The following is a 15,119-nucleotide window of genomic DNA, read 5'->3' as shown; positions in this document are numbered from 1 at the left end:
GCCCGTCGTTGATTTAGGGCTTCAGTCGCGGAGGACTACCCTTGAACTCATGACTCTTGAGTTCTCTGAAGTCGGTTTCGCCCCTGACTTCGTCGACTACAACCAGGCTTGGGATCTGCAGCGCCGACTGCACGCCGAGGTTCTTGCCGGCACCTCCCCCAGCACCGTTCTTTTGCTCGAACACGCGGCGGTTTACACGGCCGGTAAACGCACCGAAGAACATGAACGGCCGTTCGACGGCACGCCGGTTATCGCTGTGGACCGGGGCGGCAAGCTCACGTGGCATGGGCCCGGCCAGTTGGTTGGGTATCCCGTGCTGGCTCTGAAGGATCCGCACGACATCCGCGGCTATGTCCGGGCTCTGGAAGACGTGATCATCACCGTCCTGGCCGGATTCGGGGTTACCGGCACCCGGGTGGATGGCCGTGCCGGCATCTGGATTGAGGCCGATGGGCGCGGTCCCACCCGGAAAATCGCAGCCATCGGCATTCGGGTGCACAACGGGGTGACGATGCATGGCTTTGCCATCAACGCCAATAACGATCTGGCCCCCTATTCGATGATCATCGCGTGCGGGATCACCGACGCCGGGACGACCTCAATTCAGCAGGAGACCGGCCAGGACGTGACACCGCGGGACCTTGTGGCTCCGGTGGCCGAGGAACTACGCAGAACTGCGGAGGCACTCATCGCCTCCGATGGACCTCATCAGGTAAAGGCCGGCGGCGCCACGGAGCAAGCGCCGGCAGAAGGAGCCCTATCGTGACGCTGGCACCCGAAGGCCGGAAGATGTTGCGCATTGAAGCGCGCAACGCCGAAACCCCCGTCGAGCGCAAGCCCGATTGGATTAAGGCCAAGGTCAAAATGGGACCGGAGTACATCGGCCTGAAGAATCTGGTGCAGAAAGAGGGGCTTCACACTGTCTGCGAGGAAGCCGGCTGCCCGAACATCTTCGAATGCTGGGAAGACAAGGAGGCGACCTTCCTGATAGGCGGCGCGCAATGCACCCGACGCTGCGATTTCTGCCAGATCGACACCGGCAAACCCTCCCCGCTGGACCGCTTTGAGCCCACGAAGGTGGCCCGCTCGGTGCAGGCTATGGAGCTGCGCTATGCCACAGTGACGGGCGTGGCGCGGGACGATCTTGCGGATGAGGGTGTCTGGCTGTATGCCGAGACCATCCGCAAGATCCACGAACTGAACCCGGGCACCGGCGTCGAAATCCTTATTCCGGACTTTTCCGGTAAACCGGAAAACATCCAAGCCATCTGCGACGCCAAACCCGAAGTCTTTGCGCACAATGTCGAGACCGTGCCGAGGATTTTCAAGAGCATCCGGCCTGCGTTCCGCTACGAACGCTCGCTGGACGTTATTACCCAGGGCCGGAACCTGGGCATGGTCACCAAGTCCAACCTGATCCTTGGCATGGGCGAGACCCGTGCGGAAGTTTCCTCCGCTCTCCGCGACCTGCATGAAGCCGGCTGTGACCTGGTCACCATCAACCAGTATCTGCGCCCCAGCGAACGGCACCATCCGGTGGACCGATGGGTCAAGCCACAGGAATTCGTGGAACTGCAGCAGGAAGCCGACGAAATCGGCTTCCTCGGCGTGATGGCCGGACCGCTGGTTCGCTCCTCTTACCGGGCCGGACGGCTCTGGGCGACGGCGATGCGCAAAAAGGGTCTGCCGATCCCCGAAGAGCTGGCCCACATCGGCAATTCCGGCAGCACCCGCCAAGAGGCGGCGACACTTTTGGCGGCGCGGTAGTCGGTCCAAGTACCGGTAGAATTGATCCCACTATGGCCAAATCCACAGACTCAGCAAACGCCTCCTCCGATCCCGACGCGGTAAAGAAACGCAGTCCCTTCTTCCGGCGCGGCAAGGGTTCGACAGCTGTCGGCCCGAAAAAGCAGAACCGTGTGAAGCAGCTGGTGGACATCTTCAAGATGACCCGCCGGCATGACCCGAACGCTCAGTGGCTGATGCTGCTGGTCTTCCTCGGTGTCATTGTGGTGGCGCTGGGCATCGGCTTCCTGGTCGGTAATTGGATCACCGGGCTGATCCTGGGTATTCCGCTTGGGTTCCTGGGCGCGTTGCTGATTCTCTCCCGGCGGGCCGAACGGGCCGCCTTTGCACAGATTGAAGGCCAGCCCGGAGCCGCCGGTGCCGCCATCAACACGCTGCGCCGAGGTTGGATCGTCGAGGAACAACCGGTCGCTGTAAATCCGCGCAGCCAGGACGTCATCTTCCGGGCCATTGGCCGGGCGGGCGTGGTGCTGGTGTCAGAAGGCCCCTCGGCCCGGGTGAAGCCGCTGATCGATGCTGAGCGCCGGCGCCTTAACCGCATTCTTCCCAACGTCACGGTGCACGTCCTCGAATCCGGCCGGGGTGAGGGACAGGTCGAACTGCGCAGCCTGGCCAAAAAGATGCAAAAGCTCAAGCCCGAACTGACCAAAGGCGAGGTCAGCGCCGTCAACAAGCGGGTCGCCTCTCTGGGCAATAAGTTGCCCATTCCCAAGGGCATTGACCCCAACAAAGCACGCCCCGACCGCAAGGCCGCCCGCGGCCGTTAGCCTTCGGCCGCTGCGCCGCTGCAGGGCCACCGCCGTCCCCCCGGCAGCGGGAGGGTTCGATGGCCGCAAACTCAGCCCCGGATCAGAACCGTATTCGCCGCCCTGTCATGGAGTCCGCGGTGGTCGGCATCGGTGATGACCACCGGCAGCACCAACGCCAGCAGGACCGCCCGCACGACTCCAGCCAGCAGGCCGGCGGAGCCGCCCCCCACCCGGATCACATGGATGCCGGCGATCCGATGGCCGATGCTGTAGCCCAGTGTCCCAACCAGCACCACCTGCTCCAGCAGGAAGATGGCCAGAATCCCCATGGAATTGCCTGCCAGCAGCAGATGCGCAATCAGGTAACTCAGGCCCCAGTCGATGCAGATCGCCAGGATCCGCCGGCCGGCGCGCGCCAGGGAGCTTGGACCGGATTCGGGCAAACCAAGCCGCTGCCCTGGGTACGCGGAGACGCCGGAGGTGTCCGGACCGCTGAGCCATGAACCGATATCTTTGCGTTCCACCACCATCCCAGCCTACCCGGGTGCAAGTGGTGTGGAGCCGTAACGCAAAGGGACGTCCAAGCGCGCCCGGTTAGACTGGAAGAAGCGGGAAACCTGTAACCTCCCTGAAACACCATGGACACTCCCGGGTAATCCCTTGTCCTTAGTCTGGTAACAGTGGCAGGCGCAGTCGCACCACGCGACAGCGGCAATGGCCTGCCGGCGGCCGGATCCCCCTTATGCGTAAGGAGCATAGATGTTCAAGAATGCGGACGAAGTCCTCAGATTCATCCAGGACGAAGATGTGAAGTTCGTCGACATCCGATTCACCGACCTCCCCGGCGTGCAGCAGCACTTCAATGTGCCGGCCAAAAGTGTTGACGCGGATTTCTTCGTCAATGGGCAGTTGTTTGACGGTTCCTCCATCCGCGGTTTCCAGGGCATTGCCGAATCCGACATGCAGCTGATTCCGGACCCCACCACCGCCTTCGTGGATGCCTTCCGGCTGGAAAAGACACTGGCCCTGAACTTCTCCATCGTCAATCCCCGCACGGGAGATCCGTACCACCGCGATCCGCGCGGCGTGGCAGAAAAGGCCGAGGCCTACCTTGCCTCGACCGGCATCGCCGACAAGGCCTTCTTCGGCTCCGAGGCCGAGTTCTTCGTCTTCGATAATGTGCAGTTCGAGTCCTCCCCGCAGGGCTCCTTCTACAAGATCGACTCGATTGAAGCCCCCTGGAACACCGGCCGGGAAGAAGAAGGCGGAAACCTGGGCTACAAGACGCCGACCAAGGGCGGTTACTTCCCGGTCTCTCCGGTTGACCAGCAGGCCGACCTGCGCGATGCCATGTGTGTGGAGCTGGACAACGTGGGGCTGGCGGTTGAGCGCTCGCACCACGAGGTGGGCGCGGCTGGCCAGGCCGAAATCAACTACAAGTTCAACACGCTGGTGCACGCCGCCGATGACCTGCAGAAGTTCAAGTACGTCATCAAGAACACGGCGTGGCAGTGGAACAAGTCCGTCACCTTCATGCCCAAGCCTGTCTTCGGCGACAACGGCTCCGGCATGCATTGCCACCAGTCGCTGTGGAACGGCGACGCTCCGCTGTTCTATGACGAGAAGGGCTACGCCGGCCTGTCCGACGTGGCACGCTGGTACATCGGCGGCCTGCTCAAGCACGCCTCCGCGGTGCTGGCCTTCACCAATCCGACGGTGAACTCCTACCGCCGGCTGGTCAAGGGCTTCGAGGCACCGGTGAACATGGTGTACTCGCAGGGCAACCGCTCCGCCGGCATCCGGATTCCGATCACCGGTTCCAATCCCAAAGCCAAGCGCTTGGAGTTCCGCGCCCCGGATGCCTCCTCCAATCCTTACCTCGCCTTCGCCGCACAGCTGATGGCCGGCTTGGATGGCATCAAGAACCGGATCGAACCACCGGCTCCGATCGACAAGGACCTGTACGAGCTGCCCGCCGAGGAGGCCAAGGACATTCCCAAGGCTCCGGGTTCGCTTGAAGAGGCTCTGGCCGCGCTGGCCGAGGACAACGAGTTCCTGCAGGCCGGCGGCGTGTTCACCCAGGACCTCATCGACACCTGGATCGAGTACAAGTACGAATACGAGATCCGGCCCCTCTCGCTGCGCCCGAATCCCTACGAATTCGAGCTCTACTACGGCGTCTAAGCACGGCATCAGGATCTGGAGTACGACGACGGCGGTCCTCACCATAGGTGCGGGCCGCCGCCTTTTAAGCCGAATTGTCTGCCGTTGACGAGACTTTCACTCGTCAACCATCATTGACAGCCTCAGCGAAAATTGATGATGGCAGGCAAAGTTAACGGCGTCAGCCAAAGTTAGCGGCGGGCGGTGCGAAGCCATAAAACAACCGCTCGAAGACCGCCCGCGCCCGCCGGGTCAGGCCCAGGTAGTCGTCCTCCAGTTGCGCAGCCTGGCCGGCCTCGTAGCCGCACCAGCGAGCAACGGCTTCCAAGTCGCGGCGGGAGGACGGCAGCAGGTCCGATGGCTTGCCGCTCCAGATCACGTTGGCGGAGCGGATCCTGCTGGCCAGCCGCCAGCTCCCGGCCAGGAGTGCTGCATCGGCGGGGTCCACCAGACCTAAGCGCCCGGCGGCTTCCAGCGCGTCGAGCGTGGATGTGGTGCGCAGCGAAGGCTCGTGGTGGGCATGCTGAAGCTGCCAGAGCTGCACCAGCCATTCAACATCGCTCAAGGCACCGCGGCCCAGTTTGAGGTGCCGCGCGGGATCAGCGCCGCGCGGCAGCCGCTCCGCCTCAACTCTGGCCTTGATCCGCCGGATTTCACGTACCTCAGCGTCGGCGAGCTGGTGGGGGTAACGCACCGGATCCACGAGGGCAAGGAACTCCGCGGCCAGTTCATCGTTGCCTGCCATCGGGCGGGCCCGCAGCAGGGCCTGCGCCTCCCAGACCAGTGACCAGCGGGCGTAGTACCCGCGGTAGGACTCCAGGCTTCGGACCAGGGGTCCGTTTTTGCCTTCGGGGCGCAGGCCCGCGTCGATGACCAGCACCCTTTCAGCGAGGATCGCAGGTTTCAGCGGCTGCGTCAGCAGCGCCGAAAGTCTGCTCACAATGTGCTCCGCCTGCCGCTGGGCGTCCTGCTCAGCCACCCCCGGGAGTGCCCTGTGCACATACATAACGTCCGCGTCGGAGCCGTAGCCGATCTCCCGGCCGCCCTGCCGGCCCATGGCAACGACCAGAACATTGGTCAGTGTCCCTGATTCCGCATGCGCGGCGGCTTCGGCAACATGGAGTGCCCCCAGCACGGCCGCCCGGTCCGCGTCCGCCAGGGCCGCGCCCACCTGGTCCTGCTCCAGCATCGAACAGCAGTCCGCAATCGCTATCCGCAGCACCTCACGGCGCCGGATCAGCCTGATCAGCCGCATCGCCTGGCCAGGGTCGGCATGGCGGGACATCTTGGACCGGATTTCCTGCCACTGCGCCGCGAAGCTGAGCGGCACCAGTTCCTTGTCCGCACCCAGCCAGGCGGTCGCCTCGGGCGACACTTCCAGCAGATCCGTGATCAGCCGTGAGCTGGAGAGCAGATGGCACAGCCGTTCAGCGGCGGCCTGCGAATCCCGCAGCATGCCCAGGTACCAGTGCGAGGTGCCCAGCGCCTCGCTGAGCCGGCGGAAACCCAGCAGCCCCGCATCCGGATCGACGCCGTCGGCCAGCCAGTCAAGCAGTACCGGCAGCAGCTGACGCTGCAGCGCCGCCCGCCGGCTGACGCCTGCCGTGAGCGCCTCAATATGGCGCAGCGCACCGGGCGCGTCCCGGTAGCCGAGCGCGGCGAGTCGGCCCTGAGCTGCCTCCGAGGTGAGGGTGACGTCATCGGCGCTGAGGTGGGCCGCCGTATTGAGCAGCGGCCGATCGAAGATGCGCTCATGCAGTGCCCGGACACGCCGCTTCACCTGTTGCCAATGCGCCAGCAGGGCAGCCCCGCTGGGACGGGCGGTACTTAGCGGTCCGGCTGCGGATTTGGCGAGTGCACGCAGGGCGGAATCGGACTCCGGCATCAAATGCGTCCGACGCATCTGCACGAGCTGGATCCGGTGTTCAAGCACCCGCAGATAGCGATAAGCGTTGTCGAACTCGCGGGCATCGGTGCGCCCGATGTATCCACCGGCCGACAACGCCGCGATGGCCGCCGTCGTATCCTTGCAGCGCAGCGACGGGTCCGCCTTGGCATGCACCAGCTGCAGCAGCTGGACGGTGAATTCCACGTCGCGCAGGCCGCCCTTACCCAGCTTGAGCTGGCGCGATTCCTCCCGCTGCGGAATGTTGTCCGTGACCCGCCGGCGCATGGACTGCACCGAATCCACGAAGCCCTCCCGCTCCGAAGAGGTCCAGATCAGCGGCGCCAGGGCTTCCTCGTAGCGTGCACCAAGGGCGGCATTCCCCGCGACCGTGCGCGCCTTGAGCAGGGCCTGGAACTCCCAGCTTTGCGCCCAACGCCGGTAGTACGTCAGATGGGATTCCAGCGTCCGCACCAGCGGTCCTTCCTTGCCCTCCGGCCGCAGATTGGCGTCCACCTCCCACAGCCCCGGTTCCCGGGCAGGGGCATTGATGGCCCGGGAGATTCCGCTGGCCAGCGCGGTGCCGAGCGGAACTGCCTCGCTCTCGTCGATACCGGTGGCTTCGAGGACATAAATGACGTCGACGTCGGAGATGTAGTTCAGCTCGCGGGCGCCACATTTGCCCATCCCGATGACGGCGAGCGCGACGGCGGCCACCCGGTCCGCGCCCGCGGTGCGGCCCAGCTCCGCCCGGGAAACGGCAAGCGCTGCCTCCAGCGCCGCTCCGGCCAGGTCCGCCAACTCCGCCCCGGCCTCCGGCAGAAAGTCCTGCGGCGACGCAGCACAGAGGTCGCGGATGGCCAGCTGAGCCAGATGCCTGCGGTACCGGCTGCGGAGCGCAACGTAGGCATCCGGCCCCGTCAGGGCGGCCACCGGTGTTCCGGCTGCCGGATCGGCGCCCACCGCCTCCAGCAGGGAGGACCGCAGCTCGGCACCGCTGCGCGCTCTGGGCTCCGGACCGACCCGTTCGGAGAGCACATCCAGATGTTCCGGGTGCCTGATCAGGAATTCGGCCAGCGCCTCGGAGGAGCCCAGCAGCCGGTACGTCGCCTCACTGCGCTCGACGCCGGCACCGGCCAGTTCCTTCAACTGCGGACTTTGACTCAGCAGCCGGACCAGGGACTGCAGCGCCAAGTCCGGATCCGCCGCCATCGCCAGCCCGTCGAACAGCCGGACCTCATCGATGCCCGCCAGCTCCGGCGCACGAAGGAAACGCTCGCTCTTCTCCAGGTCGGCAAAGCCATTGGCAATCAGTTTGCGCTGCAGGCTGACCACGGCGGAGCCCTAAAGAATGCCCAGATTGCGCGTCAGCTCGTAGGGAGTCACCTGCAGCCGGTAGTCCTGCCACTCGGCCCGCTTATTGCGCAGGAAATGCTCAAAAACCTGCTCCCCCAGGATTTTCGGCATAAGCTCGGACTCCTCCATCTGGCGGACCGCGTCGTGCAGGCTGGATGGCAGCGGGTCATGGCCCATGGCGCGGCGCTCCGAGGAGGTCAGCGACCACACGTCGTCCTCCGCAGCCGGCGGCAGTTCGTACTCCTCCTCGATCCCCTTCAGCCCCGCCCCGAGCAGCACCGCGTACGCCAGATACGGGTTCGCGGCGGAATCAATTCCGCGGTATTCAATCCGCGCAGACTGTCCTTTGCCCGGCTTGTACAGTGGCACCCGAACCAAGGCGGAGCGGTTATTGTGCCCCCAGGAGAGATAGCTGGGAGCTTCCCCGCCGCCCCAGAGACGCTTGTAGGAGTTCACGAACTGATTGGTGACAGCTGTGAACTCCGGCGCATGGTGCAGGATGCCGGCAATGAAGTGCCGGGCGGTGGCGGAGAGCTGGAACTCGGCGCCCGCCTCGTAGAACGCGTTGGCGTCTCCCTCGAAGAGTGAGAAGTGGGTGTGCATGCCGGAGCCGGGATGATCCGAAAAGGGCTTGGGCATGAAAGTGGCATAGGTGCCCTGCTGCAGCGCCACCTCCTTGATGACGGTGCGGAAGGTCATGATGTTGTCCGCGGTCTGCAAGGCGTCCGCGTACCGCAGATCAATCTCGTTCTGTCCCGGCCCGCCCTCGTGGTGGCTGAATTCCACCGAAATGCCGACGTTTTCCAGCATCGTCACGGCGGTGCGGCGGAAATCCTGCGCCACTCCGCCCGGAACGTGGTCAAAGTACCCGGCACGGTCCACCGGGACCGGAATGCCGTCGGGTCCCAGTTCCTGGGACTTCAGCAGGTAGAACTCGATTTCCGGGTGCGTGTAACAGGTGAAACCCATGTCCGCGGCTTTGGCCAGAGTCCGTTTGAGCACGTTGCGGGGGTCCGCCGCGGAGGGCTGGCCGTCCGGGGTAAGGATGTCGCAGAACATCCGCGAGGTCTGCTCCGTCTCGCCCCGCCATGGCAGGATCTGGAAGGTCGACGGATCGGGTTGGGCCAGCATGTCGGATTCGAAGACACGGGCCAGACCCTCAATCGCGGAGCCATCAAAACCCAGACCCTCAGCGAAAGCGCCTTCCACCTCGGCCGGCGCAAGCGCCACGGACTTTAGCGAGCCCACGACGTCGGTGAACCACATGCGCACAAAGCGCACGTCGCGCTCTTCGATGGTGCGTAGGACGAACTCCTGCTGACGGTCCATGACTCCTCTTTTCCTTTGGTCCACTTCCGCTGGCCGCGGGCCTTTGTTCCCATCCTAAGTCGGGCATCGGAGAATTCCCTGTCCGCGATGGCGCGCTGGCCACAGCGCGGCCCTGCGGGCGGCCCGGACAGTGCCCGCCTCCAGTAGGCTCGAGGCATGAGTGATGCAGAAAGCGCCCCGCCCTACGGCTCAGGACCGGCGGCCCCCGCGGAACCGGCGAAACGGATCCGTACTCACCATCTGCAGCAGGCCAAGGACCGCGGCACCCGGTTTGCCATGCTTACCGCATACGACCAGTACGCGGCGCAGATCTTCGATGAGGCCGGGATCGAGGTGCTGCTGATTGGGGATTCGGCGGCCAACAATGTCCTGGGCTATGAAACCTCGCTGCCGATTACACTCGATGAGCTGATTATCTTTTCCCGTGCGGTCAGCTCCGCTGCGCGCCGGGCGCTTGTGGTGGCGGATCTGCCCTTTGGCAGCTATGAGGCCTCACCGGCGCAGGCCATTGCCTCCTCGGTGCGGCTGATGAAAGAGGGCCGGGTGCACGCCGTCAAGATGGAAGGCGGCGCCTACTACGCGGAAACCGTGCGTGCCATGACGGCTGCGGGAATCCCGGTGATGGCACACATCGGCTTCACGCCGCAAAGTGAGCACGTGCTCGGCGGCTACCGGGTGCAGGGCCGCGGCGATGCCGGGCAGGCCCTCGTTGACGACGCAGTGGCGCTGGCCGAGGCCGGTGCCTTCGCGGTGCTGATGGAAATGGTTCCCGCTGGCGTGGCCGCGGCCGTGGAGGCGGCTGTCTCCGTGCCCACCATCGGCATTGGCGCAGGCAATGCCACCACCGGGCAGGTGCTGGTGTGGCAGGACATGGCGGGCCTGCGCACCGGGCGGATGGCCAAGTTCGTCAAGCAGTATGCCGATCTGCACACCGTGCTGTCCACTGCCGCCAAGGCTTATGGGGAGGACGTCCGCAATGGCAGTTTCCCCGGCCCGGAGCACTCCTTCTGAGCCTTTTCGCCGCCACCCGCCAACCGGGGCTGCCCGCTCCAGCCCTCAGTCGTCGTCGGCCTCCCAGCTGGCATTGCGGCTCTTGACCTTTTCCAGCGCCTGCTGCGCTTCCTCGCGGCTGTCGTACGGGCCAATCAGGGCACGCCAGTCGGACTGCGCGTCCTCTTCGACCTCGTGTGTTTTGACGTTGTACCAGAACTGCGGCATGGTGGCTCCTTTCACCTCTTTGTCCTCAGGCCGACATACAGGGCCCAATACCGATCCTACGCGGCAGCCCGGGGGCAGGTCCCGACTCCGGGGCGGCGGATCTTATAGGATGGTTTTATGTCCGCGCAGATGTCCACCGCCCCCACCGGCACCTTGGTGCAGGGCTCCCTCAGTCCGCTGCTGTCCGTTCCCGCGGGCATTCCACGGCCCGAATATGTTGGCCGGCCAGGTCCGTCAAAGTTCACCGGGTCAGAGGTTAAGTCGGCCGAAACGATCGAAAAGATCAGGCTGGCCTCCAAAATCGCCGCCCAGGCCATCGTGGAGGTCGGACGGCACATTCAGCCGGGCGTGACCACCGACCAGCTGGACCGGGTAGGTCACGAGTTCATCCTGGACCAGCAGGCCTATCCCTCAACTTTGGGCTACAGGGGATTTCCCAAGTCTCTGTGCTCGTCCCTGAATGAGGTTATCTGCCACGGTATTCCGGACAGCACGGTGCTGAAGGATGGCGACATCCTCAACATCGACATCACGGCCTACAAGGACGGCGTCCACGGGGACACGAACTACACCTTTCTGGTGGGGGACGTCGATGAAGAGTCCCGGCTGCTGGTTGAGCGGACACAGGAGTCGCTAAACCGTGCCATCCGTGCGGTGGCACCGGGCCGGGAGATCAACATCATCGGCAGGGCGATCGAGTCCTACGCCAAACGCTTCGGCTACGGCGTGGTCCGGGACTTCACCGGCCACGGCGTGGGCGAGGCGTTCCACACCGGGCTGATTATTCCGCATTATGACGCGGCACCGGCGTACAACACCGTGATCCAAACCGGAATGACCTTTACCATCGAACCAATGCTCACGCTTGGCACCGTGGACTGGGACATGTGGGACGATGACTGGACCGTCGTCACCCGCGACCGGAAACGCACGGCGCAATTTGAACACACCCTGCTGGTCACCGAAACCGGCGCCGAAATCCTGACCCTGCCGTAGCCGGCACTTCCCGCAATTTACCCCTGATCCGGAGCCCCCATGTCGAAAAAGCACCCCTCCCAGTCCCATGTGATAGGCATCGACATCGGCGGAACAGGCATAAAGGGCGGCATCGTCAATCTGGATAAGGGCAAGCTGGTGGGCGAGCGGTTCCGCATCGACACCCCGCAGCCGTCCAGGCCTGAGGCAGTTGCGACAGTGGTTGGCCAGATCGTCGCAGAGCTCATGACCCGGGACGGCGCACCGGACGCGGACGCCCCGGTGGGTGTAACCTTCCCCGCCATCATTGCCCACGGAGTCGCCCGTTCGGCTGCCAACGTGGACAAGAGCTGGGTGAACACCGACGTTGACGCGCTGCTGACCAGTGAGCTGGGCCGGGACGTCCAAGTGATGAACGACGCCGATGCGGCCGGCCTGGCGGAGGCCCGTTACGGTGCGGGCAAGGGTGTCAAGGGCACCGTCCTGGTAATCACGCTGGGCACCGGCATCGGCTCGGCCTTCATCTTTAACGGCAAGCTGGTTCCGAACGCGGAGCTTGGACACCTGGAACTGGACGGCGTCGATGCCGAAACCAAGGCATCGGCCAGCGCGCGGGAGCGGGATGGCCTGAGCTGGGAAGAGTACACCGGACGGTTGCAGCGCTACTTTTCGCACCTGGAATTCCTGTTCTCCCCCGAACTGTTCATCGTCGGCGGCGGAATTTCCAAGCGCAGCGAGGATTACCTGCCGCAGCTGAAACTGCAGACTCCGATCATTCCGGCGCTGCTGCAGAACAACGCGGGCATCGTGGGCGGGGCGCTGCAGGCGGCGGTGCATTTCAAGGCCGTCAAGTAGCGGTTGCTTCCTGAGCCGACGATGAACTGCAGACCTCCTTCGGGAGGTTCCCACGGAAGTGGTGCCGGTGGCGGCCAGGGCTTCCCCTCCCCGGCCGCCACCGGAGCTTAGTCGGTGCCGGGCGCCATCGGATTGGCGCTGCCGCCGTGGGTGCCGTTGCCGCCGGCGTCCTGTCCGCGCAGCAGTGCGATCGCGCACTCAAAATCTTCCAGCGACTCAAAGTCCTGGTACACACTGGCGAAGCGCAGATACGCGATCTGGTCGAGCTTCTGCAGCGGGCCCAGGATTGCCAGGCCTACCTGGTGGGCGTCCACTTCCGCTGCGCCGCTGGCTCGGATGGTCTCTTCGACCTCCTGCGCCAGCAGCGCCAGATCGTCGTCGGTGGCAGGCCTGCCCTGGCAAGCCTTGCGGACGCCGTTGACGATCTTGCTGCGGCTGAAAGGCTCGGCGACGCCGGAGCGCTTGATGACGGACAGGCTCGTGGTCTCCAGCGTACTGAAACGCCGTCCGCACTCCGGGCACTGCCGGCGGCGCCGGATCGCGGATCCATCCTCGGCCATCCGGCTGTCGACCACGCGGGAATCGGGATTGCGGCAGAACGGACAGTACATGTCAATCCTTCCTCCAGATGGAGCGCCCGCCGTAAACATCCTCGGTGGCGTGCCGCAAAACTATCCCTTCGTGCCAGTGTACGACTACATGTTGGGGAATTACAAACAGGTAATTACCATATGTGGTGGTTGGAGGTCCGTCGGCGAACGCCGCCCGCCGCTTTCCAACTGACCCGTACATGACCCAAATCAAAGCCGAATCAGGGTGAAGCCGGCGAGGAGTCAGGGCACAAAGCGGATCTTCACGGCGTCGCCATGCGCCGGAAGATTTTCGGCCGCCGACAGAGCCACAATATGGGCGCTGACCTCCTGCAGGGCATCGCGGTCGTAGTGGACGACCTGGATGGCCCGCAGGAAGGTCGTCACATTCAGGCCCGATGAGAAGGCGGCCGTACCGCGGGTGGGCAGCACATGGTTGGACCCCGCACAGTAGTCGCCCAGGCTGACCGGACTATAGTCGCCCACGAAGATGGCTCCGGCGTTCCGGATGCGGCCCGCGACGCCCGCAGCGTCGGCTGTCATAATTTCCAGGTGTTCGGCGGCATAGGCGTTGCAGACAGCGATCCCCTGCACCATGTCGTCCACCAGCACGACGGCGGACTGCGGGCCGCCGAGTGCCTCCGCAACGCGGTCCGCATGTTTGGTCGCAACGGTCTGGACGCCCAGCTGGGCACGCACGGCATCGGCGAGTTCCGGGGAGTCCGTGACCAGCACCGACGCGGCCTGCGGATCATGCTCCGCCTGGCTGATCAGATCGGCGGCCACCAGCGCCGGCACCGCCGTGGCGTCGGCAAGCACTGCTATTTCGGTGGCACCGGCCTCGGAATCGATTCCGACGGCGCCCTTGACCAGGCGTTTGGCGGTGGCGACGAAGATGTTACCCGGGCCCGTAATCACATCGACAGGTTCCAGTGCCCCTGCACTCACGTCTGCTTCGTGGCCAGCTTCCCCAGCAACGCTGTCCGCGGCGATGCCGTAGGCAAATGCCGCGATCGCCTGGGCACCGCCGATGGCATAGACCTCCTCAATTCCGAGCAGGGCTGCCGCGGCCAAAATCGTCGGATGCGGCAGCGAACCGAACTCCTTCTGCGGCGGCGAGGCCAGGGCGATGGATTCCACGCCCGCCACCTGGGCGGGAACCACATTCATCACCACGGAGGAGGGATAGACGGCCAGGCCGCCGGGAACGTACAGCCCCACCCGGCCCACCGGCACCCAGCGCTGACCCAACGCGGCGCCCGCGGCGACTGTGAGGTCGACATCGGCGGGGCGCTGGGACTCGGCAAAGCTCCGAACGCGGCGGATGGACTCCTCAAGGGCAGCCCGCACCACCGGGTCCAACTCCGCCAACGCCTTCGCCAGCGCCTCGGTGGGAACCCGGGGATGACGCTGCTCGACGCCGTCGAACCGGGCAGCCAGCTCGCTGAGCGCGGCAAAACCGGAATGCCGCACATCGTCGATAATCTGCTGGACCTTGTGTTCGGCATCCGCGGCCGCTGTGCGCCCGGCCCGGGGAACTGCGCCGCGCAGTTCGGCGAGGGAGAGCCGCCGGCCCCGCAAATCGATGGTGCGTAGCGTTCGTCCCACGTCCTGAAGCTGCCTGATCACTGCCCCAGTTTACTTCTGATCGGAGGGGCCCGAGCGCAGCAGGCTGACCAGTGTGACGGCGAAAATGATCAGCGCGCAGATGCCGGGCCAGAGGGTGAGGACGCTCACGGAGCGGAGCGAAAAAGCGATGCTGTCACTGGCCGGATTGGCCGGGACGTGTCCCCACAGATCACCCGCGAGTGTTCCCAGCCGCCAGGCGATCACGGAACCGGCGGCAGAGCCGGCGACGGCGGCGAGAATCTTGGTATATGAGCCGGCATTGCGCCGCTGCGGCAGCAGCAGTGCCGCCGTGACGATGCCGGCAACCAGCCCGATCAACCCCAGCACCAGGTCCCGCGGCAGCCAGACGGCGGTGTCCGACCCTGAGCCGTAAAATGCTCCGCCGGGAGCAAGGCACCACCACAGTGCTCCGACGACAATGCCGGCGGCAGCTGTTGAGGAAAACCAGCGCAGCAGCGACGCCGGCGGGGCACTGGTCAGGTCACCGGGAACCGCAGGAGCATAAACGGCCGGCGGATACTGCTGAGCACCGGAAAGCGGCGGTTGTGTCATGCTTCTACGCTA

14 protein-coding genes are annotated in these 15,119 nt (G+C 64.9%); 7 read left to right on the top strand and 7 right to left on the bottom strand.

The window, feature by feature from the left end:
* Positions 1-49: 49 nt before the first annotated feature.
* Genes lipB through IV498_RS04165 form a run of 3 tightly spaced genes read left to right on the top strand, consistent with a single transcriptional unit; the run spans position 50 to position 2,573 of the window.
* Positions 50-766 (top strand): lipoyl(octanoyl) transferase LipB, encoded by a 717-nt coding sequence (gene lipB, locus IV498_RS04175; RefSeq protein ID WP_442951277.1) that lies wholly within the window; start codon positions 50-52, stop codon positions 764-766.
* On the top strand, positions 763-1,767 hold the full coding sequence (gene lipA, locus IV498_RS04170) for a lipoyl synthase (protein WP_269045295.1): 1,005 nt from the start codon (positions 763-765) through the stop codon (positions 1,765-1,767). Before lipB ends, lipA begins: the two co-directional genes overlap by 4 nt.
* Before the next feature lie 32 nt (positions 1,768-1,799).
* Positions 1,800-2,573, top strand: a complete 774-nt coding sequence (locus IV498_RS04165) for a DUF4191 domain-containing protein (RefSeq protein WP_269045293.1) — start codon at positions 1,800-1,802, stop codon at positions 2,571-2,573.
* A 71-nt stretch (positions 2,574-2,644) separates the two neighbouring features.
* On the opposite strand, the gene IV498_RS04160 is transcribed toward IV498_RS04165, so the two are convergent.
* Positions 2,645-3,082 carry an RDD family protein gene (locus IV498_RS04160; RefSeq protein ID WP_269045314.1) on the bottom strand — a complete coding sequence of 146 codons (438 nt, stop codon included), beginning with the start codon at positions 3,080-3,082 and terminating at the stop codon, positions 2,645-2,647.
* 232 nt (positions 3,083-3,314) lie between these two features.
* On the opposite strand from IV498_RS04160, the gene glnA (IV498_RS04155) reads away from it, so the two are divergent.
* A complete protein-coding gene (glnA, locus tag IV498_RS04155) occupies positions 3,315-4,739 on the top strand; it encodes a type I glutamate--ammonia ligase (protein WP_269045291.1) in 1,425 nt (474 codons plus the stop codon).
* A 160-nt stretch (positions 4,740-4,899) separates the two neighbouring features.
* On the opposite strand, the gene IV498_RS04150 is transcribed toward glnA (IV498_RS04155), so the two are convergent.
* Positions 4,900-7,938, bottom strand: a complete 3,039-nt coding sequence (locus tag IV498_RS04150) for a bifunctional [glutamine synthetase] adenylyltransferase/[glutamine synthetase]-adenylyl-L-tyrosine phosphorylase (protein ID WP_269045290.1) — start codon at positions 7,936-7,938, stop codon at positions 4,900-4,902.
* 9 nt (positions 7,939-7,947) lie between these two features.
* Positions 7,948-9,288, bottom strand: coding sequence for a type I glutamate--ammonia ligase (gene glnA / locus IV498_RS04145; RefSeq protein WP_269045289.1), 1,341 nt, complete (start codon positions 9,286-9,288; stop codon positions 7,948-7,950).
* A gap of 156 nt (positions 9,289-9,444) precedes the next feature.
* On the opposite strand from glnA (IV498_RS04145), the gene panB reads away from it, so the two are divergent.
* Positions 9,445-10,299 carry a 3-methyl-2-oxobutanoate hydroxymethyltransferase gene (gene panB / locus IV498_RS04140; RefSeq protein ID WP_269045288.1) on the top strand — a complete coding sequence of 285 codons (855 nt, stop codon included), beginning with the start codon at positions 9,445-9,447 and terminating at the stop codon, positions 10,297-10,299.
* Between the two features lie 45 nt (positions 10,300-10,344).
* On the opposite strand, the gene IV498_RS04135 is transcribed toward panB, so the two are convergent.
* Positions 10,345-10,506, bottom strand: coding sequence for an SPOR domain-containing protein (locus tag IV498_RS04135; RefSeq protein WP_269045287.1), 162 nt, complete (start codon positions 10,504-10,506; stop codon positions 10,345-10,347).
* Between the two features lie 117 nt (positions 10,507-10,623).
* Here IV498_RS04135 and map point away from each other — a divergent pair, with 117 nt between their 5' ends.
* A complete protein-coding gene (gene map, locus IV498_RS04130) occupies positions 10,624-11,502 on the top strand; it encodes a type I methionyl aminopeptidase (protein WP_269045286.1) in 879 nt (292 codons plus the stop codon).
* 39 nt (positions 11,503-11,541) lie between these two features.
* A complete protein-coding gene (ppgK, locus tag IV498_RS04125) occupies positions 11,542-12,336 on the top strand; it encodes a polyphosphate--glucose phosphotransferase (RefSeq protein ID WP_269045285.1) in 795 nt (264 codons plus the stop codon).
* 107 nt (positions 12,337-12,443) lie between these two features.
* Here ppgK and nrdR read toward each other — a convergent pair whose 3' ends face one another.
* From nrdR to IV498_RS04110, 3 genes are all read right to left on the bottom strand, one after another.
* Positions 12,444-12,947: a transcriptional regulator NrdR gene (gene nrdR, locus IV498_RS04120; RefSeq protein ID WP_269045284.1), complete on the bottom strand. Its 504-nt coding sequence runs from the start codon at positions 12,945-12,947 to the stop codon at positions 12,444-12,446.
* A gap of 222 nt (positions 12,948-13,169) precedes the next feature.
* Positions 13,170-14,555 carry a histidinol dehydrogenase gene (gene hisD / locus IV498_RS04115; protein ID WP_269045283.1) on the bottom strand — a complete coding sequence of 462 codons (1,386 nt, stop codon included), beginning with the start codon at positions 14,553-14,555 and terminating at the stop codon, positions 13,170-13,172.
* 9 nt (positions 14,556-14,564) lie between these two features.
* On the bottom strand, positions 14,565-15,107 hold the full coding sequence (locus IV498_RS04110) for a hypothetical protein (protein WP_269045282.1): 543 nt from the start codon (positions 15,105-15,107) through the stop codon (positions 14,565-14,567).
* Between the last annotated feature and the right edge of the window lie 12 nt (positions 15,108-15,119).

The sequence above is a fragment of the Paenarthrobacter sp. Z7-10 genome (assembly GCF_026932795.1).
GTDB lineage: Bacteria > Actinomycetota > Actinomycetes > Actinomycetales > Micrococcaceae > Arthrobacter_M.
Note: the sequence above shows the minus strand (reverse complement) of the source record. Positions and strands in the feature narration are given on the sequence as shown.

Coding starts and splice junctions, on each gene's coding strand:
- IV498_RS04165 (WP_269045293.1), top strand. CDS start 1,800: ATGGCCAAATCCACAGACTCAGCAAACGCCTCCTCCGATCCCGACGCG.
- ppgK (WP_269045285.1), top strand. CDS start 11,542: ATGTCGAAAAAGCACCCCTCCCAGTCCCATGTGATAGGCATCGACATC.
- glnA (WP_269045289.1), bottom strand. CDS start 9,288: ATGGACCGTCAGCAGGAGTTCGTCCTACGCACCATCGAAGAGCGCGAC.
- nrdR (WP_269045284.1), bottom strand. CDS start 12,947: ATGTACTGTCCGTTCTGCCGCAATCCCGATTCCCGCGTGGTCGACAGC.
- glnA (WP_269045291.1), top strand. CDS start 3,315: ATGTTCAAGAATGCGGACGAAGTCCTCAGATTCATCCAGGACGAAGAT.
- map (WP_269045286.1), top strand. CDS start 10,624: ATGTCCGCGCAGATGTCCACCGCCCCCACCGGCACCTTGGTGCAGGGC.
- lipB (WP_442951277.1), top strand. CDS start 50: ATGACTCTTGAGTTCTCTGAAGTCGGTTTCGCCCCTGACTTCGTCGAC.
- IV498_RS04110 (WP_269045282.1), bottom strand. CDS start 15,107: ATGACACAACCGCCGCTTTCCGGTGCTCAGCAGTATCCGCCGGCCGTT.
- panB (WP_269045288.1), top strand. CDS start 9,445: ATGAGTGATGCAGAAAGCGCCCCGCCCTACGGCTCAGGACCGGCGGCC.
- IV498_RS04135 (WP_269045287.1), bottom strand. CDS start 10,506: ATGCCGCAGTTCTGGTACAACGTCAAAACACACGAGGTCGAAGAGGAC.